14 protein-coding genes are annotated in these 22,603 nt (G+C 46.6%); 12 read left to right on the forward strand and 2 right to left on the reverse strand.

Translation table 11 applies throughout. From position 1 onward, the window contains the following. Nucleotides 1-1,413 carry an arabinose isomerase gene (locus tag ABR189_RS28625; protein WP_354663950.1) on the forward strand — a complete coding sequence of 471 codons (1,413 nt, stop codon included), beginning with the start codon at nt 1-3 and terminating at the stop codon, nt 1,411-1,413. Between the two features lie 149 nt (nt 1,414-1,562). On the opposite strand, the gene hxpB is transcribed toward ABR189_RS28625, so the two are convergent. Beyond that, nucleotides 1,563-2,216 carry a hexitol phosphatase HxpB gene (hxpB, locus tag ABR189_RS28630; protein WP_354663951.1) on the reverse strand — a complete coding sequence of 218 codons (654 nt, stop codon included), beginning with the start codon at nt 2,214-2,216 and terminating at the stop codon, nt 1,563-1,565. 649 nt (nt 2,217-2,865) lie between these two features. Between hxpB and ABR189_RS28635 the strand changes: the two genes are divergently transcribed. The 4 genes from ABR189_RS28635 (at nt 2,866) to ABR189_RS28650 (ending at nt 7,134) form a co-directional block, all read left to right on the forward strand. After that, nucleotides 2,866-4,971, forward strand: coding sequence for a ferredoxin-like domain-containing protein (locus ABR189_RS28635; RefSeq protein WP_354663952.1), 2,106 nt, complete (start codon nt 2,866-2,868; stop codon nt 4,969-4,971). 63 nt (nt 4,972-5,034) lie between these two features. Further along, a complete protein-coding gene (cobA, locus tag ABR189_RS28640; RefSeq protein WP_354663953.1) occupies nt 5,035-5,811 on the forward strand; it encodes a uroporphyrinogen-III C-methyltransferase in 777 nt (258 codons plus the stop codon). 6 nt (nt 5,812-5,817) lie between these two features. Then, a complete protein-coding gene (locus ABR189_RS28645; protein ID WP_354663954.1) occupies nt 5,818-6,423 on the forward strand; it encodes a precorrin-2 dehydrogenase/sirohydrochlorin ferrochelatase family protein in 606 nt (201 codons plus the stop codon). Nucleotides 6,424-6,477: 54 nt separating this feature from the next. Next, nucleotides 6,478-7,134, forward strand: a complete 657-nt coding sequence (locus ABR189_RS28650) for an HD domain-containing protein (protein ID WP_354663955.1) — start codon at nt 6,478-6,480, stop codon at nt 7,132-7,134. Nucleotides 7,135-7,282: 148 nt separating this feature from the next. Here ABR189_RS28650 and ABR189_RS28655 read toward each other — a convergent pair whose 3' ends face one another. After that, entirely contained in the window at nt 7,283-7,771 is a 489-nt protein-coding gene (locus ABR189_RS28655; RefSeq protein ID WP_354663956.1) for an acyl-CoA thioesterase, read from the reverse strand. 379 nt (nt 7,772-8,150) lie between these two features. On the opposite strand from ABR189_RS28655, the gene pyrG reads away from it, so the two are divergent. The 7 genes from pyrG (at nt 8,151) to ABR189_RS28690 (ending at nt 22,600) form a co-directional block, all read left to right on the forward strand. Beyond that, nucleotides 8,151-9,809 carry a CTP synthase gene (gene pyrG / locus ABR189_RS28660; protein WP_354663957.1) on the forward strand — a complete coding sequence of 553 codons (1,659 nt, stop codon included), beginning with the start codon at nt 8,151-8,153 and terminating at the stop codon, nt 9,807-9,809. 279 nt (nt 9,810-10,088) lie between these two features. Further along, nucleotides 10,089-11,930 (forward strand): membrane protein insertase YidC, encoded by a 1,842-nt coding sequence (gene yidC / locus ABR189_RS28665; protein ID WP_354663958.1) that lies wholly within the window; start codon nt 10,089-10,091, stop codon nt 11,928-11,930. A 143-nt stretch (nt 11,931-12,073) separates the two neighbouring features. Next, nucleotides 12,074-12,361 carry a hypothetical protein gene (locus tag ABR189_RS28670; protein WP_354663959.1) on the forward strand — a complete coding sequence of 96 codons (288 nt, stop codon included), beginning with the start codon at nt 12,074-12,076 and terminating at the stop codon, nt 12,359-12,361. A gap of 307 nt (nt 12,362-12,668) precedes the next feature. Continuing rightward, on the forward strand, nt 12,669-15,902 hold the full coding sequence (locus tag ABR189_RS28675; RefSeq protein ID WP_354663960.1) for a SusC/RagA family TonB-linked outer membrane protein: 3,234 nt from the start codon (nt 12,669-12,671) through the stop codon (nt 15,900-15,902). Between the two features lie 48 nt (nt 15,903-15,950). Beyond that, the gene (locus tag ABR189_RS28680) at nt 15,951-17,720 is read left to right on the forward strand and encodes a RagB/SusD family nutrient uptake outer membrane protein (protein ID WP_354663961.1); all 1,770 of its coding nucleotides are present in this window, start codon (nt 15,951-15,953) and stop codon (nt 17,718-17,720) included. 15 nt (nt 17,721-17,735) lie between these two features. Then, nucleotides 17,736-18,452: a DUF3823 domain-containing protein gene (locus ABR189_RS28685; RefSeq protein WP_354663962.1), complete on the forward strand. Its 717-nt coding sequence runs from the start codon at nt 17,736-17,738 to the stop codon at nt 18,450-18,452. A gap of 41 nt (nt 18,453-18,493) precedes the next feature. Continuing rightward, a complete protein-coding gene (locus ABR189_RS28690) occupies nt 18,494-22,600 on the forward strand; it encodes a hybrid sensor histidine kinase/response regulator transcription factor (RefSeq protein ID WP_354663963.1) in 4,107 nt (1,368 codons plus the stop codon). Nucleotides 22,601-22,603 lie beyond the last annotated feature (3 nt).

Consider the following 22,603-nt stretch of genomic DNA (forward strand, 5'->3'; position numbering starts at 1 on the left):
ATGAAAGCAGGATTATTTGGAATAGGACTGGCTACCTACTGGCACCAGTTTGATGGCTTGAAAGCAAGGTTGGAAGGGTATCAGATGGAAATCGCTCAACAATTGAGTGCACAAGGGGCAACAATTGTAGATGCCGGTCTGGTAGATACGATCGAAAAAGCAAGGGAAGCAGGGGATGTTTTTAAGAAAGAAGATGTGGCGGTGATATTCCTGTATGTATCTACCTATGCTTTGTCGGCTACCGTATTGCCGGTAGTACAGAAAGCAGGTGTTCCGGTTGTGATCCTCAACCTGCAGCCAACGAATGCAATTGACTACGAATGGTTTAATAGTTTGGGCGACAGGGGCCTGATGACGGGAGAATGGCTGGCAAACTGCCAGGCATGCGCTGTACCGGAAATAGCGAACGTGTTCAACCGTTGTGGTATTGCCTTTCATCAGATTACAGGTACACTTTATGATGCGGAGGCCTGGCGCGAGGTGGAAGAATGGATTGCCGCTGCCCGGGTAGCTACAGCGATGAGCCGGAACAGGTTAGGTGTATTGGGGCATTACTACAATGGTATGCTGGATATTTATACGGATCTGACACTGCAGGCGGCTACTTTTGGAGGGCACTTGCAGCAGCTGGAGATGTGTGAACTGGCGTTGTTCAGAAAGCAGGTAACGGAGGAAGAGATACAGCATAAAATATCGCAGATCTATGAAGAATTTGAGGTGCTGGATGAATGCCCGGCAGCAGAAATTCAACGGGCTGCTCATACTGCTGTTGCGTTGGATAAACTGGTGGCGCATCATCAACTGGGCTCCCTTTGTTATTATTACGAAGGCACGGCAGACAATGAATATGAAGACCTTATCTCTTCTGTGATAGCGGGCAATTCCATTCTTACCGCTCACCAGGTGCCGGTGGCTGGAGAATATGAAGTGAAAAATGTACAGGCCATGAAAATCATGGACCTGTTTGGTGCCGGTGGTTCTTTTACGGAATATTACGGACTGGATTTTAATGATGGGATCATTCTGATGGGGCATGATGGGCCGGGACACCTTGCCATAGCGGAAGGCAAACCATTGCTGAAACCTTTAGGCGTATATCATGGAAAGCCGGGTAAAGGACTATCGGTAGAAATGAAAGTAAAGCATGGCGATGTCACTTTGCTTTCGGTAGTAGAAACCGGGGATGGACAATTAAAGTTGCTGGTGGCAGAAGGAGCATCTGTACCAGGCCCTATTTTACAAATCGGAAATACAAATAGCCGTTACCGTTTCCCGCTGGATGTTAAGTCATTTGTCAATAATTGGAACAGGGAAGGGCCGGCACATCATTGTGCTATCGGAGTAGGACACCTGGCATCCAGGCTGGAGAAATTAGGGGCAATATTGGGAATAGCTGTCGTAAAAGTATGTTAGCGATCATGCCATCATAACTAAGGGGCTGACCATTACTTTGAAGTGCCCCCAAAAAGTTAGACACTTTTGGGGGCATTTTTTATGAAAGAAAGAAGTAAATACAGGTTAAAACAAGCTGCGATAGCATTCATTATTTTTTAGCCAAATATTTAAAGCCTGGCCAGCATAGCATCATTGAATTCCAGTAAGGAATCCAGTTTCAGATCTGCCAGTGCATAGCGGCTATCATTTCTTCTGTGGGCCTCCGGTACAACTACGGTTTTCATCCGGGCTGCTTTGGCAGCAACCATGCCGGTTACAGAATCTTCAAAAGCAATACAATCAAGCGGACTGCTGTGGAGTGCCTGGGCACACGCCAGGTATACAGCAGGATGAGGTTTGCCATAAGGCTCAAATTCGGCGGAAGAAACAGCCTGGAAATAATCTTTAATGTCCAGATGGCTTATTACCGATTGTATCAGCCGCATAGGGGAAGAAGAAGCCAGCCCTATCTTAAAATCCTTTTGCCGGAAATAATCCAGGATGTAATGGAGGCCTTCCATACTTTTACCCTCGGTCAGTATTTTATCTGTTACCGTATCCACAATTTCTGTAGTTACCTGGTCGGTGCTTTTATTTTCCCACTTAAAGTAATCATGCCAGTAATCCACTACTTCCGTAGTGCGCAATCCGGTAGTATGGGCGGCCAGCTCCCTCGAAATTTCCACGCCCACGGTAGCAAATACTTCCTGCATCGCGATGCCCCACAACGGTTCAGAGTCTACCAGCAGGCCATCCATGTCAAATATTACTGTATTAATCATATCGTTTTAATGCCTTTTTGCGCCGCAAAGATAGGTGATTTAAAAAGCATGGGGCCACCTGACCAGTAACTGCCTGAACAGGAAAGTGATTTACCGGAAGCAAAAACAACCTAAAACACGCGTGGGATGCTGTTCCTGTACCATAACAAATAGTTATAGCACATAAACAACGGTTATACTGCCGGGCTTGGAATATTAATGATTAACTATTTTTATAGTATATATAATTTGTTGAAATTAAATATATTAGTTTGTATTTGGCCAGATGATCTACCCTGTTTAGATCATAAGAGCAGCGGTAGGCTGGCCGGGCACTTTGAAAATTATGGGCCAATACCAGCTTTTTTAGCAAAAAAGGTTTTGGAATTATGATGGGGGTTTCTATCTTTGTATTACTCTACTAAAACGATAGGGAATATGGGTTTCAATGGACGTCAATACGGTATGGGGTGTTGTTGCTGTAAATCAACAGCATAGGAGGTTAAGTAGACCTGTAATGATGATTAACGCAGTTTAATCATGATATACGAGCCTCCGACATGCGTTACGGGGGCTTTATGGTTTTTGCGGGAGCGAGAAGCGCCACGGCCAAAGGAAAAAGTAAAAAAAAGATACCAAAATATTTACCACCACCTGAAAACATTTTATCATGCAAAGTTTCAGAACCGAACTGGAAAATCCAATTGTAGCGCGGGATATCATAGACCTGGAGAAGAAAATACGTTTGTTTCGCGAAGGTAAAGTACCTGATGAAAAGTTCCGTAGTCTGCGATTGGCCAGGGGCATATACGGGCAGCGCCAGCCTGGTGTGCAGATGGTGCGTATTAAACTGCCTTATGGTAAAATGACCCTGCAGCAATGGAGGCGTATATCGGATATTTCTGATGAATATGCAATCCGTAACCTGCACCTTACCACCCGCCAGGATATCCAGATACACTATGTAAGCCTGGACAGAACACCGGAAATGTGGTCCAAGCTGGAACAGGATGGGGTTACTATCCGGGAAGCCTGTGGTAATACGGTGCGTAATATCACTGCTTCTGATAAAGCAGGTATAGACCCTAATGAACCTTTTGATGTGGTGCCATACGCAGATGCTGCTTTCCGTTATTTCTTACGGAATCCGGTTTGCCAGGACATGGGCCGCAAATTCAAGATAGCCTTTTCTTCCAGTGAAGCAGATTCAGCCTGGTCTTTTATGCATGATGTAGGTGTAATTCCCAAAGTAAGAGAAGTAAATGGAGTACAGGTACGTGGTTTTAAAGTGATGGTAGGAGGCGGATTAGGTGCACAGCCTGCATTGGCTTATGTGGCCTTTGAATTCCTGGAAGAAGACCGTCTGATTCCTTACATAGAAAATGTACTGCGTGTATTTGACCGGTATGGGGAAAGAACCAGCAGGAATAAAGCACGTATGAAATTCCTGATTCAGAAAATAGGCATAGAAGAGTTTGAACGCCTGGTAAAGGAAGAGTATAAAGCCGTAAAGGTAAAACAGGTAAAAGTAGATACTGCGGTGTGGGATGCGCCCGTATTACCGGCGCCCGGTGCAGTGCTGCCAGCTTATACTATTAAGGACCCGAAGAAGTACGAAGCCTGGAAGATCACCAATACTTTCCAGCAAAAGCAGGAAGGATATTATGGCGCTTATGTAAAAGTAACCCTGGGTGATGTGAGTACAAATGCTGCGCGTCAGATGATCGATGCATTGGCAAACGTAATTGCGGATGATGTGCGCGTAACGGCCAACCAGGGCCTGCTGTTCAAATACATCCTGCCGGAGCATCTGCCATATGTATACAGTGTACTGGAAACAGTAGGTTTTGCCGAACCTGGCTTTGACAGCATTGCCGATATTACCGCATGCCCCGGTACAGATACCTGTAACCTGGGAATCTCCAGCAGCACAGGTATTGCAGAGGTACTGGAAAATATTATTACAGAAGAATTCCCGGATCTGATCTACAATAAAGACATCAAAATAAAGATCAGCGGGTGTATGAACTCCTGCGGCCAGCATGGTATTGCCAGCATTGGTTTTCATGGCAGCTCTATGAAAAGCGGTGGCAAAGTATTACCGGCATTGCAGGTATTACTGGGCGGTGGCATCCTGGGGGATGGCCTGGGCCGTGTAGCCGATAAGGTGATCAAAGTCCCCAGCAAGAGAGGTCCGGATGTATTACGCTCCCTGCTGCATGACTATGAAATCAACGGACAGGAAAACGAATTATTCAACGATTATTATGACCGTCAGGGGGAAAAATATTTTTATGCTTTGCTGAAACCATTAGCTGATCTGACCAATTTACAGGACCTGGATTTCGTAGACTGGGGTAAGGCAGAAGATTATGCTACTGCTATTGGTGTGGGTGAGTGTGCTGGTGTAGTGATTGATCTGGTAGCTACCTTGCTCTACGAAGCAGAAGAAAAACTGGACCTGAGTGCAGAAGCAATAGCAAACGGTGCTTATGCAGATGGTATCTATCATGCTTATACTTCTTACATACAAGGCGCCAAAGCACTGTTGCTGGGAGAAGGGGTAAGCTGTAATACACAGCATGGTATCATGAATGATTTTGAAAAACACTTTGTGGAAGCAGGTAAGCTGGCTACCGGAGGTTTCAAATCACAGGTACTGCAGATTAACGAACATGAGCCTACGGAAAGTTTTGCCCGTCAGTATTTTGATCAGGCAAAAGTATTCTACAATGAGGCACAGGAATACCGGCAGGCGGCAGCAGTAAATGCATAAGCTGCAATATTTATCAGGTATTCATTTTATTCAATTATCGACCATTCAAATTAAACACACATCATGCAGGATATAAAACCGAAAATAACATTGGTAGGCGCGGGACCTGGGGATCCGGAATTAATCACGGTAAAAGGGTTGAAAGCAATTCAGGAAGCAAAGGTTATTTTATATGATGCTTTGTCTAACAATGAATTGCTGGAGCATGCGTCGGCCAGCTGTTTAAAACGTTATGTGGGAAAACGTGCCGGAATGCACGTATATTCACAGGACGAAATAAACCACATGATTGTGCAATATGCACTTGCTTACGGTAGTGTGGTGAGGCTGAAAGGGGGCGACTCCTTTGTGTTTGGCCGTGGACAGGAAGAAATTGCCTACGCCCGTCAGTTTGATATCGCTGCGGAAGTAGTGCCTGGTATCACCAGCGCTATTGCGGTACCTGGTATGAGTCAGATTCCGGTAACTGCACGTAATGTAAGTGAAGGTTTCTGGGTAATTACAGGTACTACACAAAAAGGTAACCTGTCCCGCGACCTGCAATTTGCCATCCAGGCCAATACTACTGTGGTAATACTGATGGGAATGAGTAAGCTGGCAGATATCACAGCGGCTTATGCAGCACAGGGGAAAGGAAATACGCCTGCTGCTATTATCCAGAATGGTACCCTGCCTACGCAGCGGTTGGGGCTGGGTAATGTGGCTGATCTGGAACTGATCGCGGAAAAAAATCACCTGCGCAACCCTGCAATTATTGTTATTGGAGAAGTGGTACGGTTCCATGAAGCGTTCCAGCACTTACAAACACAAATTGCGGCTGATTTAAAACTGGCTGTATAATATAATATGGAAGAAAATCATCTGTTTCCGGTATTCTTTAAACTTAACCGCCTGCAGGTATTGGTGGTAGGTGGTGGTAATATCGGGCATGAAAAAGTGAATGCCATGCTGCAAAATTGCCCGGAGGGTAATATTACAGTGGTGGCAATCACTTTTCTGCCTGAACTGGAACAGCTGGCTAAAACCTTCCATAATATCACCCTCATAGAAAAACCCTTTTCCTGCGGCGACCTGCTGGGTAAAGACCTGGTAATAGCCGCCACAAACGACCGGGCGCTCAATACCTGCATTTGGGAAAAGGCGAAGGCCAGCAAAGTATTGATCAATGTGGCAGATACGCCAGAGCTTTGCGATTTTTACCTGGGCTCCGTTGTGCAGAAAGGAAATCTGAAAATAGCCATCTCTACCAATGGCAAATCACCTACGGTGGCCAAACGCCTGAAACAGGTTTTACAGGAAGCCATCCCCAATACCCTGGACGAGGTGCTGAATAAACTGCATATCATCCGGGATAAGCTGAAAGGTGATTTTGCTGCCAAGGTAAAAGAACTGAATAAAATCACCGAAGTATTAGTAGCTCCTGCAGCAGAGGAAACCCCTAAAGAAGATTAACCCGCTCCGGCTAATTGTGCAGCCATTATATTTGCACCTATTCTAATTTATTTTATGGAATTACAGGATCAGCTTATTGATGCTACCGTAGCCTATGTAAAACAGGAACTGGCGGGCGCAGAGGGAGGACACGACTGGTGGCATATATACCGGGTATGGCAATCGGCAAAACATATTGGCGCTACCGAAAGCGTCAATATGCTGGTGGTAGAATTAGGCGCTTTACTGCATGATATTGCAGACTCCAAGTTTCACGAGGGAGATGAAAATATCGGACCGGCAAAGGCAGCGGCATTTATGCAGCAGCTCCAGATACCTGCGGAAATAATGGAGCACGTCGTAAATATTATCCGTCATATCTCGTTTAAAGGGGGGAATAATGCCCGTACCTTTTACTCTGCCGAGCTGGGCGTAGTACAGGATGCTGACCGGCTGGATGCGATAGGTGCTATTGGTATTGCCCGTGCCTTTAATTATGGCGGATTTAAAAACAGGGCTTTACACGACCCTGCGATTGTACCGGATCTGCATATGACGAAAGAAGCATATAAAAATAGCACTACCCCTACCATCAATCACTTTTACGAAAAATTACTGCTGTTGAAAGACCGTATGAACACTGCTACCGGGAAGGCGATGGCGGAAGAAAGGCATCAGTTTATGGAAGTATTCCTGGATAGATTTTATAGGGAATGGGAGGGAGAGAAATAGCGATTAGCTGTTGGCTGTTAGCTTTTAGCCCAATGCAGCGAAGAATGAATTTTGTTGAAAGGAATTGCCCTTTAGCCAAAAACAGCGAATGTTTCACTAAACATTCGCTGCATTTAAGCTAATAGCTAACAGCTAATAGCTAATAGTGCTATCCTTTCGTTGCCTCAAAAAACAATGCCTTCAGTTCTTCGGCGTCCTCAGGTTTCATCTTGCCACCCAGGATCAACCTTAATTGTCTTCTGCGCAGGGCGCCGTCAAATAATTTTTTTTCTTCTTCCGTGTCAGTTAAAATGGGAGGTACCGGTCTGGAATTACCATTAGGATCCAGGGCTACAAAAGTCATGAAGGCTTCATTGGATTTGTAGCGGTATTGTTGTACGGGATCTTCTCCCCACACCCGCATGTGCACTTCCATGGAAGTATTGAATGCACGGCTTACTTTGGACTCGATATGTACTACGTTGCCCAGCCGGATAGGATTTTCAAATGAAATATTATCTACAGAGGCAGTTACAACCGGTGCGCTGCAGTGTTTCATGCAGGCCAGTGCCGCCGCAATATCCATCCAGTACATTAAACGGCCCCCCATCAGGTTACCAAAAGTATTGGTGTCATTGGGAAGAACCAGTTCTGTCATCTGGATCAGTGAATCTTGTGCTCGCTTGGGCGCTAATATCATTATATAAGGTATTTCGGCCGCAAATTTACGCCAATGTAATGAGAAATCCGTCCGGACAGCGGCGAATAGCAAAAGGGGCGCCCTCCGGGAGCACAGGAATACTGCATCTCAGGATAATGCCGTTACAATTTATACACAAAATGGGGAATGTCAAACCCTTTGTGGTAGCTGGTTTCGGGAGAAGGGCAAAAGCTTGTGTGAAAAACTTACTTGGGTGGGAGGCAAATTATTGTAACTTTGCATGACCTTCGGAAGTAATTTACTTGACAGGAAACACCAAAAGCAGTCCGGCACTTCCTCATAAATAGGTCAGGTATTTAGCAGAATTTTAGTTTTTATGGCAAAATATATCTTCGTTACGGGGGGTGTTACTTCCTCTTTGGGTAAAGGAATTATAGCTGCTTCGCTGGCAAAACTATTGCAGGCTCGTGGCTTAAGGGTGACTATTCAGAAGTTTGATCCGTATATCAATGTGGATCCAGGTACATTAAACCCTTATGAGCATGGGGAATGTTACGTAACCGAAGATGGTGCAGAAACCGACCTGGATTTGGGTCATTATGAGCGATTCCTGAACACGCCTACATCGCAGGCAAATAATGTGACTACCGGCCGCATTTATCAAACCGTTATTAATAAGGAGCGTGAAGGTGCTTACCTGGGCAAAACCGTACAGGTAATCCCGCATATCACCGACGAAATCAAACGCCGTATCCTGTTGCTGGGCAAAGACGGTAAATATGATATCGTGATTACCGAGCTGGGGGGTACAGTGGGGGATATCGAATCCCTGCCTTATATCGAGGCGGTTCGTCAATTACAATGGGAACTGGGTGAAGAGGATTGCCTGGTGGTACATCTTACACTGATCCCTTACCTGAGAGCGGCAAAAGAGCTGAAAACAAAGCCTACCCAGCACTCTGTACGTTTACTGAGCGAATATGGTGTACATCCGGATATCATCGTATGCCGTACGGAAGAACCGCTGTACCGCGATCTGAAAAAGAAAATTGCCCTGTTCTGTAATGTACAGGTAGAAGCCGTGATTGAGGCCAATGACGTAGGAACGATCTATGAAGTTCCACTGGAAATGATGCGGGAGAAACTGGATGTTACCTGTTTGAAAAAACTGGGCCTGCCGGTAGAAAAAGAACCGGAACTGGTAAAATGGCGCGAATTCCTCGACAAACTGAAATATCCTAAGTCCAAAGTAACTATTGGTCTTATTGGTAAATATGTAGAATTACAGGATGCTTATAAGTCTATCCTGGAATCTTTTATACACGCCGGTGCATTGAATGAATGTAAAGTAGTGGTACAAAACATCCACTCTGAACACATTACACCGGAGAATGTTTGTGAAAAGCTCAAAAACCTGGACGGCTTGCTGGTAGCACCTGGCTTTGGTCATCGTGGTATTGAAGGCAAGATCACCGCTATCCAGTATGCCCGCGAAAATCATCTGCCGTTCTTTGGTATTTGTCTGGGTATGCAGATGTGCGTAGTGGAATATGCCCGTAATGTATTGGGCTGGAAAGATGCACATTCTACAGAAATGAACCCCGATACCCCACATCCGGTGATCAACCTGATGGAAGAACAAAAGAAGGTAACCGTAAAGGGGGGGACCATGAGGTTGGGGTCTTATGCCTGTGAACTGAAACCAGGTACGAAAGCTGCGGAGATTTATAATAATGCAGCTACCATCAATGAAAGACACCGTCATAGATATGAGTTTAATAACGAATACCTGGAGCAGTTTGAACAGGCAGGTTTAATACCTTCAGGTAAAAACCCTGCCAGCGGTCTGGTAGAAATGGTGGAAATAGCAGCACATCCTTTCTTTGTGGGATCCCAGTTCCATCCGGAGCTGAAAAGCACCGTGGAAAGCCCGGCGCCATTATTCGTATCTTTTATTAAAGCAGCGAAGCAATACGCAGAAAATAAAAACAACAAGGCCCCGGTAGCTGAAGAAAAAGTAGCTCACCAGGAATAGTCCTGTACTGATAATATTACCAGGCAGTTTACAGCAGGCAGCTCATGAAATCATTTTCATCCGGCTCCTCCCTGTAAACTGCCTTTTTACTTTTACATCCTGATAACCTGTTGGCAATCAATTGTAAACCGCTACAGGTACGCGGTAACCAGCCTATATCTTCCGCCTGCCTCCTTTGTTTACCGCTATTTTACCGTTATTAACATGCCTTTGGCCTAAAAAGGCTGTTCAAATCATAAATCATGCTTACCTTTGCTGCCTAAATTTTAATTGCATTTCATGGATAGAAATTCGGTTATAGGGTTTTTACTGTTAGGCGTTTTGCTGGTAGGATACATATTTTTTAATCAGAAACAGCAGACGAATGCCAACATCGAAAAAGCCCGGCAAGATTCCATCGCTAATCTGAATAAGCCTAAAACACCCGTTGTAGATACAAGTAGCAGCACCGCAGTAGCTGGCAGTACCCCTGATTCCCTGCAACTGGCAGGTCAATATGGTGCTTTTGCAAATGCTGCTTTAGGTACTGCTCAAACTGCTGTACTGGAAAATGAAGTGGTGAAAATCACCCTGAGCAATAAAGGCGGACAACCGGAAAGTGTACAGCTGAAAGACTTTAAAACATTTGACGGAGCGCCATTAATGCTGGTAAAAGGCTCTTTTAACCGCATTTCCCTGCAGGTGCCCGCTAATAATAATACCTTAAATACTGCCGATCTTTACTTTACAGGTGGCCAGGTACAAAAACTTACTGATGGCAGCCAATCTATCAGCTATCGCCTGCCTACTTCCAATCCGGCACAATACCTGGAATTTGTATATACGCTGAAACCGAAGGGATATATCGTAGATTATACGATCCGCGCCATCGGCCTGGAAAATGTACTGCCTTCCGGTCAGAATTTCCTGACCCTGCAGTGGAACAGCCAGAGCGACAAGCAGGAACAGGATATGCAGAACGAACAAATGAACAACCAGGTGCATTACAGCTATGCAAATGGTGAACATGATTACTTTACCCTTTCCCGTACCAGCCATGAAAAGCTCGAAGGCGGCAAACTGAAATGGGTAAGCGTAAAACAACAGTTCTTCAACACTACTTTTATTGCTAAAAACGGGGATTTTGCCAGTGCAGATATCAGCACCAAGGTACCTACCAGCGGCAATATCGTAGGACAGGCATTCTCTACCCTGCAAATACCTTACAACCGCGCACACGATTTTTCTTTCCCGATAGAAATCATGTATGGTCCCAACCACTACAAAACCCTGAAGTCTTACGACATGGGGCTGGAAAAGATCATCCCGCTGGGTTCCGGTATCTTTGCTTTCGTAAAGTATGTGAACAAGTGGATCATTATCCCGGTATTTAACTTCCTCAGCGGATTTATCAGTAACTATGGTGTGATCATCATTTTGCTGACTGTCTTTATCCGTTTGCTGATAGCTCCTTTTACTTATCAGAGTTATGTATCTGCGGCCAAGATGAAGGTGTTAAAGCCTGAAATTGACGCGCTGCGGGCAAAACATGGTGATGACCAGCAGGCTTTTGGGGTAGAACAAATGAAACTGTTTAAAAGTGCAGGGGTAAGCCCACTGGGAGGATGTTTGCCGGCATTGCTGCAGTTACCTATCCTGGTAGCGATGTACAGCTTCTTCCCGTCTTCTATTGAGCTACGCCAGGAAAGTTTCCTGTGGGCCAAGGATTTGTCTACTTACGATTCTATCCTGAACCTGCCGTTTGATGTTCCTTTCTATGGGGCACATGTCAGCTTGTTTACCATCCTGATGACTATCACCAGCTTGATCCTGGCGTTTTATAACCGTGGTATGACCGATCAGAGCAACCCGGTAATGAAATACATGCCTTATGTAATGCCCATCATGCTGTTAGGTATCTTTAACCGTCTGGCTGCGGCTTTAACTTTCTACTACTTCCTGTCCAATGTGATCAGTATCCTCCTGCAATGGGTGATCCAGACCTTTATCATTGACCATGATAAGATCCACGCACAGATCCAGGAAAATAAGAAAAAGCCGGTGTCTAAATCAAAATGGACAGAAAGACTGGAAGAAATGCAACGCCGTCAGCAGGAAATGCAGCAACAGCGTAAAAAATAGTAATAACAACAATATTGCATGCAAAAGGAAAGCCTGGCTCGCTTATGAGCCAGGCTTTTTTATGTCATCTGCTAACCTGGCTGGCACCTTATTTGTTCCATAGAGAGAAGCACGTTTTTATTTCACTTTAAAACGATCATCTTATGGACAAGAAGGACAAAGCATTGTTAATGGACAAAATCCTCCGGGAACTGGAAGATCTTAAAAATTCACAGGCATCACTGGTTAAAAAGATAGGTCAGATAGAAGCAGATAATATTAACCTGGGCGATCAACAGCTGGAAAAATCACTGTCAGCTATCTATGACAGCATTGCCAGCGGTACAGATCAGGTAACGAGCCTCGTAACAGACTACCAGCAAAAGCGGGATAAGTTTGTACTGGATAATAACCTCCAGGAAGCCTTATCCGTTTCCGGTAATGCAGGTTGATTAATAACATTCATCCACCTAATGCTCTCGCAGGTGGCGAAGTGGAATTAAACAATGCACTTACGTATTTTACAAGGGCTGACCCAAAGGCCAGTTTCTCAAAGACAAAAAATGTATGGCCCTCCCTGGAGGGCTGTATGTTTTTTGAGAGCGGGTATGCACATACCAATTCTCTTTCCTCCCAAACTCCATGCAGTATTGGGAAATTGGCTAGTGCACAAAATTGAAACAATAGTATACAAGCTGAAGGACCCCACATTATATATTTGCGACTCGATTATCCACGTAATGAAAAATTGAGTCTTCCATGATCAGAAAAAAATGCTTGTCCGGTCTATACCCCGGAATGGGCTATGCAGCCACGAATGAAAAATGCCCCCGACGCTCCGGCATATTAATGCGGGCACTCTTGTTTTGCTGGCTAACGCTTTTCTTCGCCAGCGCTCATGCACAAACTGTTACACTCAGCGGCAAGGTGGCCGATCAGCAAGGTACTCCCTTACCCGGCGTGAATGTAATGGTGAAAGGGAGCAGCAAAGGTGTACAAACAAATGAGAAAGGTATCTACACCATTGCGGTGGATCCTGGAACCAGGCTGGTATTTTCCTTCCTGGGTTACGCTTCACAGGAAATAGGGACCACCGGCGGGCAAAAACTGGATGTGACGCTGGAAGAAGAAGGTACTTCCCTGAACCAGGTGGTGGTGGTGGGATACGGAGCCCAGCGGAAAGCGACCCTCACCGGAGCAGTTGCCAGTATAGGTAACCGGCAAATCAATACTTCTACAAACAGTAACCTCCAGCAGAACCTGGCTGGTAAACTGGCAGGAGTGAAGATCACTACTAACTCCAGCGAGCCAGGGGCCTTCCAGTCGCACATTAATATCAGGGGGCTGGGTGCTCCGCTGATTGTGATAGATGGGGTTACGAGTGATATGAATACCTTCAACCGCCTATCAGCTGCTGATATCGCATCTGTTAGCGTACTGAAAGACGCTTCAGCAGCCGTTTACGGCGTACAAGCAGGAAATGGGGTGGTACTGGTGACTACCCGTAATGGTAATGCTGATGGCAAAACCCGTATACAATACCAGGGCAGCTATGGCTTAACGCGCCTGGGGAAATACCCGGAGGCAATGAATGCTTACGACTGGGCCCAAATGATCAACGAAGTAGCCCGCTCCGAATACGTGCCGCAACCGGAACCATTTTCCAAAGAACAGCTGGAAAAATTCAGAAATACTCCCGGCTTAAACCTGATGGATGCCTACATGCGCGATTTTGCACCGCAACAGAACCACCAGCTGAATGTTTCCGGCAACACCGGTAAGAACAACGATGTTACTTATTTTCTTTCCGGCGCATTGTTCAACGACCAGGGCAACTACCGTTCCGGCGATCTGAATTATAAACGCTATAACTTCCGCTCCAATATCAGTGCGAAGCTGGCCCATGGCTTGTCAGTTGACGTAAAGGCGGCGTATATGGCTGATGAAAGAAATACACCGGATCAGGGCGCCTGGAATATGATGAAGCAGATGTGGACCACCAGGCCGGTGAACCCCATGACAGGAGAAGTGCTTACATCCCTCTATGCCAACAACAACCCCCTTTACCCGGCGGATCTTGGCGGAGAGTTTAATCCTGTAGTGAACACGGATAAGGATAATGGTGGTGGTTATCACAAGTGGAACCAGTACCAGGTGCAAGCACAGGCTGCATTAAACTGGGAAGTGCCTTTTGTTCAGGGTTTGAAGGCTAGGGCCATGTACAATTACCAGCGTACAAATATGGAGCATAAAGGCCTTAGTCCCATTTACCTGTTGTACACTTTCAATAAGGCGACTGGCGAATACAAAGGGCGTATACCTTTCGGTAGCGTGAACAGGATCACCCAGAATCACGACTATACGTCGCAAACCGGTTACCAGGCATCGCTTGACTATGAACGTACTTTTCAACGGCATCATGTAAAGGGATTATTCCTGTTCGAACAGATTGTTTCCCAGGCAGAAGGTTTCGCTGCTGCGCGCCAGTTGGTGTTGCCTTCATTGGATAACCTGGCAGCGGGAGAGGCAGATAAAACACAGGTGATCGGTGCGGGTTATCCTACTGCCTATGCTTCGCAAGGTTTGGTAGGCCGTTTGAATTATGATTTTAGTGATAAATATATTGTGGAATTCAGTTTCCGCTATGGTGGCTCGTCCAAGTATGCAGCTGGCAACAGGTGGGGATTATTTCCCTCTGCTGCCCTGGGCTGGCGCATTTCTGAAGAAAAGTTCTTCAAAAATACCAGCGCATTGTCTTTTGTGGATAACCTGAAATTCCGTGGGTCTTATGGGGTATTGGGCGATGACCGTGGGGCTGCGTACCAATGGGCTAGCGGGTATGTTTATCCTGCCGGTGCTTACTATTTCGGTGCTACGAAAGTGAATGGCCTTACCGACCGGGGTGCTGTGAATCCACTGTTCACCTGGTACAAAGATAAAATGACGAATATCGGCGTAGATGCTACTTTCTGGAAAGGATTGCTGGGCGGCTCTTTCGATTATTTCCGCCGCGTACGTACCGGTTTGCCTGCCAAAAGAGTGCTGACCATTCCCGGTGTTACAGGTGTGGGACTGCCGGATGAAAACCTGAACAGCGATCAGACCGCCGGTTTTGATTTTGAAGTGAATCACACGCATCATCTTGGTGCATTACGCTACTCCCTGTCTGGCAACTTTGTGTATAGCGTCAGCAAAACCCTGCATGCCGAAAGAGCACCGTCCCGTAGCTCCTATGATAACTGGCGGAGTAACCCTACTAACCGTATGCAGGGCACCTGGTGGACGATGCAGAACGAGGGTTTTATTACACCCGGAACAGACATCTTCAGCTTGCCGAATGAAGAAGGTGCCTACCAGAATTCCATGTTCACCCCCGGAGATTATCATCATAAGGACCTGAATGGCGATGGTTATGTAGATGGAAACGATATCATGCCATCTTCTGATATGGTTGTTACCAGCGCTCCCTTAATACAATATGGGTTTACGGTGGATTTGTCCTGGAAAGGTATTGATGTGAACCTGCACTTTATGGGCGCTGGCAAAAAGTACGTGAATTTCATGGAGTTCCTGAAAACGCCTTATGTTTTCGGTGGTGCTGCTGGATCGCTGGCATTTCATAACGACCGCTGGCGGCAGGATGAAAACGGCAACTGGATCGAAGGGGCTATGCATCGCTATCGTAGCGGATTTACACCGAATGAGCGGGATGATGACCGGTCCATCCAGAACGCTTCTTACCTGCGTTTGAAAAGTGCGGAGATCGGCTATAACCTGCCTGCCGGGCTTATTAAACGGGTGGGACTGGAGAATGCCCGCATTTATGTGAACGGCTTCAACCTGCTCACTTTCACGCGACTGAAACACATAGATCCGGAGAATCCCGGCATCACGAATCTTAACTGGGGCAATGGCCAGGGTGATGATACTACCTGGGGATACATCTATCCTGTAACCCGCAACTATAACCTGGGCCTGAGTATTACTTTCTAAAAAGAGAACATTATGATCCGCAGTATAAAAAAACTTTGCCTGCTAAGCATGGCTGTTTTATCAATGGTATCCTGCAGCGATGTGCTGGACCGCACGCCGCCGGATATTGTTACAGAAGAGGAAGCATTTAAAACATCTGCTGGTGTACAGGCTGCCCTGGCCCGCTTGTACAGCGAAGCGCCGTTTGAAGATTTTATTTTTGGTGGCGGTGCCGCCGATATGGCGTTTAATGCACGCGAACAGGAAACATTGACTGGTTATGCATTACACGTACCCAATAATGAATATGGTTCACAATACATCAACGGCAATGGTGATATGGGGGACTCCTGGTTCAATTACAGCGCTATCCGCAACATCAATAAGTTCCTCGCCAACATCGAAAAATATGGGGCTAAATTTGATGAAACACAGGTGAAAGCCTGGAAAGGTGAGGCGCTGGTATTGCGTGCCTGGGGCTATTATGCGATGGCAAAACGGTATGGCGGCGTACCTTTGGTGGATAAAGTACTGGACTATAATTCACCGGATGATATTCCCACCTTACAACTACCGCGCAACAGCGAAAAGGAAACCTGGGATTTTGTACTGAAAGACCTGGATGCGGCTATTGAACTGTTGCCACCCTCCATAGGCGATGGCCGGGTGAACCGTTATGTTGCGTTTACATTAAAAGCCCGGAGCGCGCTCTACGCCGCCAGCATCGCCAGGTTTAATACGATCGTGAAAACGGATGAGAAAACAGGTAAACAATTGCAGGGGATACCCGGGCAGGAAGCCACTGCCTATTACACCATTGCATGGAACGCAACGAAAGAAGTGATCGGTAAAGGTGGGTATAGTCTTGTGAGAAGTGAAAGTACAGATCCCTTCGTGCAAGCAGAAAGCTATCGCAAGATGTTCCTGAACCCTCAATCCGGTAACGAAGATATTTTCGTGAAGTACTATAACTACCCCGATTATACGCATAGCTTTGATATGACGCATGTGCCCTGGGGCCGTTTTAAAGGAGGAAATGCATGTCCTACAGTAGACCTGCTGGAATTGTATGAGTATCTTGATGGCCGGCCCGGCACTACCAACATTCCGCAGCCTGGCCAGTATTCTGCGGGCTATCCTAACCGCAGGGATTTTTTCCGTGACCGGGATTATCGTTTAGCCGCTACTGTAATGATGCCGGGAGATGACTTTCAGTCTGTTGACCAGACCGTAACCGATTTAGACATCAAGGCCGGAGAAATAAATGCTGCGGGTACGGAGCTGACAGACATCAATTACCGCGGTGCCTGGGGCATGGGAGCGAATGATCAGACCCAGACAGGAATGCTCCTGAAAAAATACCTGGACGATACAAAGCTGCACTCACCTGCTGCCGTTGAAAGCTCACAACCCTGGATTGTGATGCGTTATGCCGAAGTGCTGTTGATCGCTGCGGAAGCAGCCTTAGAGAATAACGACGCTGCTGCGGCGCTGCCATACATCAACAGCATCCGCAACCGGGCCGGCCTTCAGCCATTGACAACCGCCAAAGTAACCCGTGAAGAAGTGCGCCGCCAGTGGATCGTGGAGCTCGCTTTTGAGAACCAGAATCTGTGGCAGATGCGCAGGTGGCGCGTTTATACGCCTAAAATGAGCACCACTTTCAGAGAACGGGGGATCCGCCCATTCCTTGACCAGCCTACCAAACAATGGAAGTTTAAAACATTCTATACCGGAAAGGGAAAAGTGTATCAACCTATCTATTACTATAACGCTATACCATCCGATGAGATCCGCAAGAACCCGGCGCTGGTGCAGAACATGGGTTACAATAACTAATTAAATGCTAAAAAGATGAACAGACTGATTTATATTTTTTTCGGTTTAGTATGGATAACCCTGGCGCCGTCCTGCCAGAAAGGAGATAACTATGACGGGCCTAATGCCAGCTTCTTTGGCGCACTAACAGATGCAGAAACAGGAGAGCCCTTCCAAAGCGAACAACCGAACGGTTTCCGGCTTAAATGGACAGAGCTGAGCCATGGCAATAATGTGCAGCCAGATTTTTTCTGGGGGATGCAGGATGGTAAGTTCAACTGGAACTTTGCATTTGGATATGCCGGTGCCAACTATGAAATAGTGCCGATCGAAGGCGCTTTCGCGGAGCCTGCGCCGCAAACCTTTAAACTGGATGCTGGTGGCCGTGTAGAGATCAATTTCAAGGTAACACCCATTCTGCGGGTAGCAGCCACGCACCAGCTTGCGGGATCCATGCTGACTGTACAGTATGTGGTAACCCGCCCTGCCAATAGCGGCAACGGTGCTACGGAACTATCACGGGTACTGGTATCCGGCAAAACGAAATACCTGGGCCTCGCAAACCAGGGCGGCTTCGAAGAATCGCTGAGCAGTCCTCAACGCGCACTGACAGAAGAGGACCTGGGAAAGACCATTACCGAAAAGATCACCCTCATACCGGGGAAGAAATATTTTATGCGCGTGGCCGCTAAAGCAGCCAATCCTTCCGGCAGGGTCAATTATTCACCGGTAGTGGAGATCAATGTTCCATAATGCTGTTGTATTTTAATAGGATATTACGAAAACATATGCCTATGTACAAATTGCTGATCACTTACTGCTGCCTGCTCTGCTGCTCCCTGCAGGCACAGCCATCCTTGCCCGCATTGCCGGGGAAGGATAGCTATACCCTCCGGCAGATAGATCACAGGAACGGTTTGTCAAACAGCAGCATCATGTGTTTGTATGAGGATAGCGACCATCTCATGTGGATTGCCACCTGGGATGGCCTGAATATGTTTGATGGCTCCATGTGCAAGGTATTTAACTATAACAGCAAGGATATCGGGCATAGTATCGGAAATAATGTGATCAGGCAGGTAATGGAAGATAAAGCCGGGAACATCTGGGTGGTGACGATTGAAGGGGTGTCGCGTTACAGCAAAGCTTCAGGTGATTTTCGTCATTATTTCTATAAAGACAGCTCTTTTAAGAATGTAACGAAGAAAGACTTTCGAATCCTGAAAAACAGCAAGGGAGATTTGTATTGCTTTTCGAAAAAAGCTGCGCTCGAAAAATATGATTCACTGCATGACCGGTTTACCGGTATAAAGCTGGAAAAGGCTGGTAACATTGTGCAGAAGCCAATGATAGATAGCAATGACCGGTTATGGATCATGGACAATAACGGGGGGCTGGATGTATACATCCCGGCTGCAACAGGATTTACCAGGCTAAAGAATTTTGCTTCGTCGCTTGGGTATGTGTATGATTATTTCCTGGTAGAAGGTAAGATATACGTGGTAACGGATCAGCGCAGGCTGTATGGTATTAACGACAGATTGGAAGCGGAATACATAACAACGCTGAAAGCGAATGTGCGGCACATGATTGTTTTTAACAAGCTCTTTGTCTTCGCGAATACACAGAAGGGATACCAGGTGTACGACCGTAATTTTGATCCCGTCAATACGCTGGATGCCGTGATGGCCCCATTGAAAGAGACAACCATCGATGCCCTTTGTGTAGCAGGTGGCAAACTCTGGTGCGGAACAGATGGTATCGGTGTGCAATGCATTGCTCCCAGCCACCGGATCTTTTATGAAATGCCGCAGAAGGGTGGCAATTTGCCCGGTGATTTCCGGATGGTGCGCGCATTCTGTGAAGTGAATGGTGACCTTTGGGTAGGTACCAAAGCTAACGGGATCATCACCCTGCGCTCCTTCTTTAAAGACCCCGGAAATCCCGTGATCGGTAAACGGATCACTGCGCCTCAGGAAATTGACAACAATAAGATCTATTCGATTTGTAAAGGACGCGATAGTTTGCTGTACATCGGTATTGACGGGGAAGGTATCAACCTGTATGATATGGCGCGTAATAAATTCGTGAAGTGGAATGATGTAGAAAAAGGGGGGCAAAGCGCAGATCTCCGTTTTGTTTTTGCCATACTGCCCGATGCAGATGGTACTATGTGGCTGGGTACAGATGGTGCCGGCCTCGTTAACCTGCGCGTGGGACGTACTGCGGCCGGCGGATATAAACTGCTGCATTACCGGCAATATCTTTACGATGGTACTGCTGCGGGACCACCTAATGATATTATCTATTCCCTTGCCCATGGCAATGATAACCGCCTATGGGTGGGGAGCCGTTACGGGGGATTGAATGTGTTTGATAAAAAGACGGGCGTCTTTAAAACCTTCAAGGCCTTCACCTATGAAGAAAGTTTGTCACACAACGATGTGCTGGCCTTGTATGAAGACGGCAACGACCGGTTGTGGATCGGTACCAGCTATGGTCTTAACTGGATGAATGAACAGGATTGGAAACTGGCGGAGCCTGTATTTCACAAAATAAATCGTGATGACGGCCTACCCAGCAACACCATCCACGCTATTACCGGTACGCCGGAAGGGAATGTATGGGCCAGTACCAACAATGGCCTCGTATATGTTGATCCTTCTTCCAGGTCAGTTCGCCGTTTCCAGGATACAGATGGTTTACAGTGTAACGAATTCTGCGATGGTGCAGTCTGGAATGATGATAACGGATGGGTGTTTTTTGGAGGCATCTATGGATTCAATTATTTCCCGGTACAAAACCTGGAAGGTAGTGATGCGCCTTTCAACTTACTGCTGAAAGAGCTCCGGCTCGCCGGAAAAATGCAGCATGCATTCTTCGTATTAAAACCGGGAGCTGCTTCTGCCAGGGAGCTCAAGGTAAAGCCGGGGGATAACTATTTTGAGATGAAAGCCAGGATTATCAATTTCTCCGGCGCTGAAAAAGCCGAGTACGCCTGGTTCCTGGAGGGATACGACAAAGTCTGGCACTATGAAGGTAACAATGGCAACATCAGCTATTACAACATACAACCTGGCACTTATGTACTGAAAATAAAATGGAGTAACGGCGAAGGCAAATGGATGGAGGGAGCAGCTTTTACACTGCAGGTGCAACAATACTTCTGGCTGCGCTGGCCCGCATTGCTGGGTTATCTGCTTATTATCGGCATGGCCGGTTACCTGTTTGCAAGATACCGCCGAAATAAAACGAAGATCCGTCATCAGCTGGAGATGGAAAAACAACTCCGCCTGAAAGACGATCTGTTGCACAAAGAACAACTGACTTTCTTTACCAATATCACCCACGAGCTGCAAACACCATTGACGCTCATCAACAGCTCAGTAGACAGGTTCCTGTATAAAGAGCGGCAGCGCACAGAAGTACGGTCAGACAGTATTCATTTTATTTCAATTGTGCAACAACAGGCCTCCCGCCTCATTTACCTGGTGAACCAGGTGCTCGATTTCAGGAAAGTTGCTGCAGGTCATCTGGCAACCAGTTACTCTTGTTTTGATATTTCAGGATTACTGTCGGGCATCGCTTTATTGTTTGAACCATTGAGCATCCAGGAGAACCGGCATTATCTTGTTGCTGTGGAAGCGGGTATAGAAGGTTACAGCGATAAAGATAAGCTGGAAAAGATCGTGTTCAACCTGTTGTCCAATGCATTCAAACACTCCGGATATGCGCACGAAGTTTCCTTTAGCGTGCAACGGCAGATAGCGGCGCAACAGCTGGAGTTGAAGGTTACTAATTCGGGATGCCAGCTTAGTGACTATCAGTTGCAACGCATCTTTGACGACTATTTTGTGGTAAATGATAAAGCAGGAGAGCAGTACAGTCACGGCATCGGGCTCACCTTTACCCGGCAGCTGATAGAATTGCTGGAAGGTACTATCACCGTTAGCCGGGAAGATAGCTGGATCACTTTTACGGTGCAGGTCCCATTGCGCAGTGGCCACCAGCAAGCAGCGGAAACGGTCAAACCATCTTACCTGCTGCAATCCATCACGGATGGTTCGGTGGGAGATGCAGGATTACCAGTAACGGAGTATAACAAACGCGCATTGATACACACATTGGAAACAGAAGATCCTGTTGCTGTGCTGATTGTTGATGACGAGCAGGGCATCCGTTATCTGCTCAGGGACATCCTGCAGGAGCACTACATCGTGTATGAAGCGGAAAACGGGCGGCAGGCGCTGGAGATCTTGTCTGCTAATCTACCGGACCTTGTTATCAGTGATGTAATGATGCCGGAGCTGGATGGTCTTGCATTATGCAGAAAGTTAAAAGACAGGCCGGAGACCTGCCATATCCCGGTTATTTTGTTGAGCGCCAAAGGGGCAGTAGATGAGAAAACAGAAGGGTATGACTCTGGTGCAGATGCCTACATCCCCAAACCTTTCCAGACCCGCTATCTGCTTACCCGTGTACGCAAGTTGCTGGAATACCGGCGGCAGATACGCGAGTTGCTGAAACAGCAGGATCCAGGAAGCGCCATCTTTAAGGAAGATATACCGGATGAAGACAGAGTTTTTCTGCAAAGCATGATGAAAGTGATCATTGATCACATGGAAGATATTGACCTGGATGCTGCTTTCCTGGAAAAGCAGTTGGCTATGAGTAAGATACAGCTGTATCGTAAACTGAAGTCGCTGGCCAATATGACGCCCGCTGAATTTATACGCCACATCCGCATGCAGAAGGCGGTGTACTACCTGGAACATTCGCAGATGACGGTCACAGAAATTGCTTACAAAGTGGGCTTCAATAATCACTCTTACTTCTTCAGGGAGTTCAAAAAAAAGTATCAGTGCTCCCCGCGTGAATACAGGACTAAACAACAGATATAGCAA

Source organism: Chitinophaga sp. H8, assembly GCF_040567655.1.
Lineage (GTDB): Bacteria > Bacteroidota > Bacteroidia > Chitinophagales > Chitinophagaceae > Chitinophaga > Chitinophaga defluvii.

What these genes read in the sequence shown, in the direction of transcription:
- ABR189_RS28645 (WP_354663954.1), top strand. Translation starts at nt 5,818, where the DNA reads ATGGAAGAAAATCATCTGTTTCCGGTATTCTTTAAACTTAACCGCCTG.
- cobA (WP_354663953.1), top strand. Translation starts at nt 5,035, where the DNA reads ATGCAGGATATAAAACCGAAAATAACATTGGTAGGCGCGGGACCTGGG.
- yidC (WP_354663958.1), top strand. Translation starts at nt 10,089, where the DNA reads ATGGATAGAAATTCGGTTATAGGGTTTTTACTGTTAGGCGTTTTGCTG.
- pyrG (WP_354663957.1), top strand. Translation starts at nt 8,151, where the DNA reads ATGGCAAAATATATCTTCGTTACGGGGGGTGTTACTTCCTCTTTGGGT.
- ABR189_RS28680 (WP_354663961.1), top strand. Translation starts at nt 15,951, where the DNA reads ATGGCTGTTTTATCAATGGTATCCTGCAGCGATGTGCTGGACCGCACG.
- ABR189_RS28650 (WP_354663955.1), top strand. Translation starts at nt 6,478, where the DNA reads ATGGAATTACAGGATCAGCTTATTGATGCTACCGTAGCCTATGTAAAA.
- ABR189_RS28685 (WP_354663962.1), top strand. Translation starts at nt 17,736, where the DNA reads ATGAACAGACTGATTTATATTTTTTTCGGTTTAGTATGGATAACCCTG.
- ABR189_RS28670 (WP_354663959.1), top strand. Translation starts at nt 12,074, where the DNA reads ATGGACAAGAAGGACAAAGCATTGTTAATGGACAAAATCCTCCGGGAA.
- ABR189_RS28655 (WP_354663956.1), bottom strand. Translation starts at nt 7,771, where the DNA reads ATGACAGAACTGGTTCTTCCCAATGACACCAATACTTTTGGTAACCTG.
- ABR189_RS28635 (WP_354663952.1), top strand. Translation starts at nt 2,866, where the DNA reads ATGCAAAGTTTCAGAACCGAACTGGAAAATCCAATTGTAGCGCGGGAT.
- ABR189_RS28625 (WP_354663950.1), top strand. Translation starts at nt 1, where the DNA reads ATGAAAGCAGGATTATTTGGAATAGGACTGGCTACCTACTGGCACCAG.
- ABR189_RS28690 (WP_354663963.1), top strand. Translation starts at nt 18,494, where the DNA reads ATGTACAAATTGCTGATCACTTACTGCTGCCTGCTCTGCTGCTCCCTG.
- ABR189_RS28675 (WP_354663960.1), top strand. Translation starts at nt 12,669, where the DNA reads ATGATCAGAAAAAAATGCTTGTCCGGTCTATACCCCGGAATGGGCTAT.
- hxpB (WP_354663951.1), bottom strand. Translation starts at nt 2,216, where the DNA reads ATGATTAATACAGTAATATTTGACATGGATGGCCTGCTGGTAGACTCT.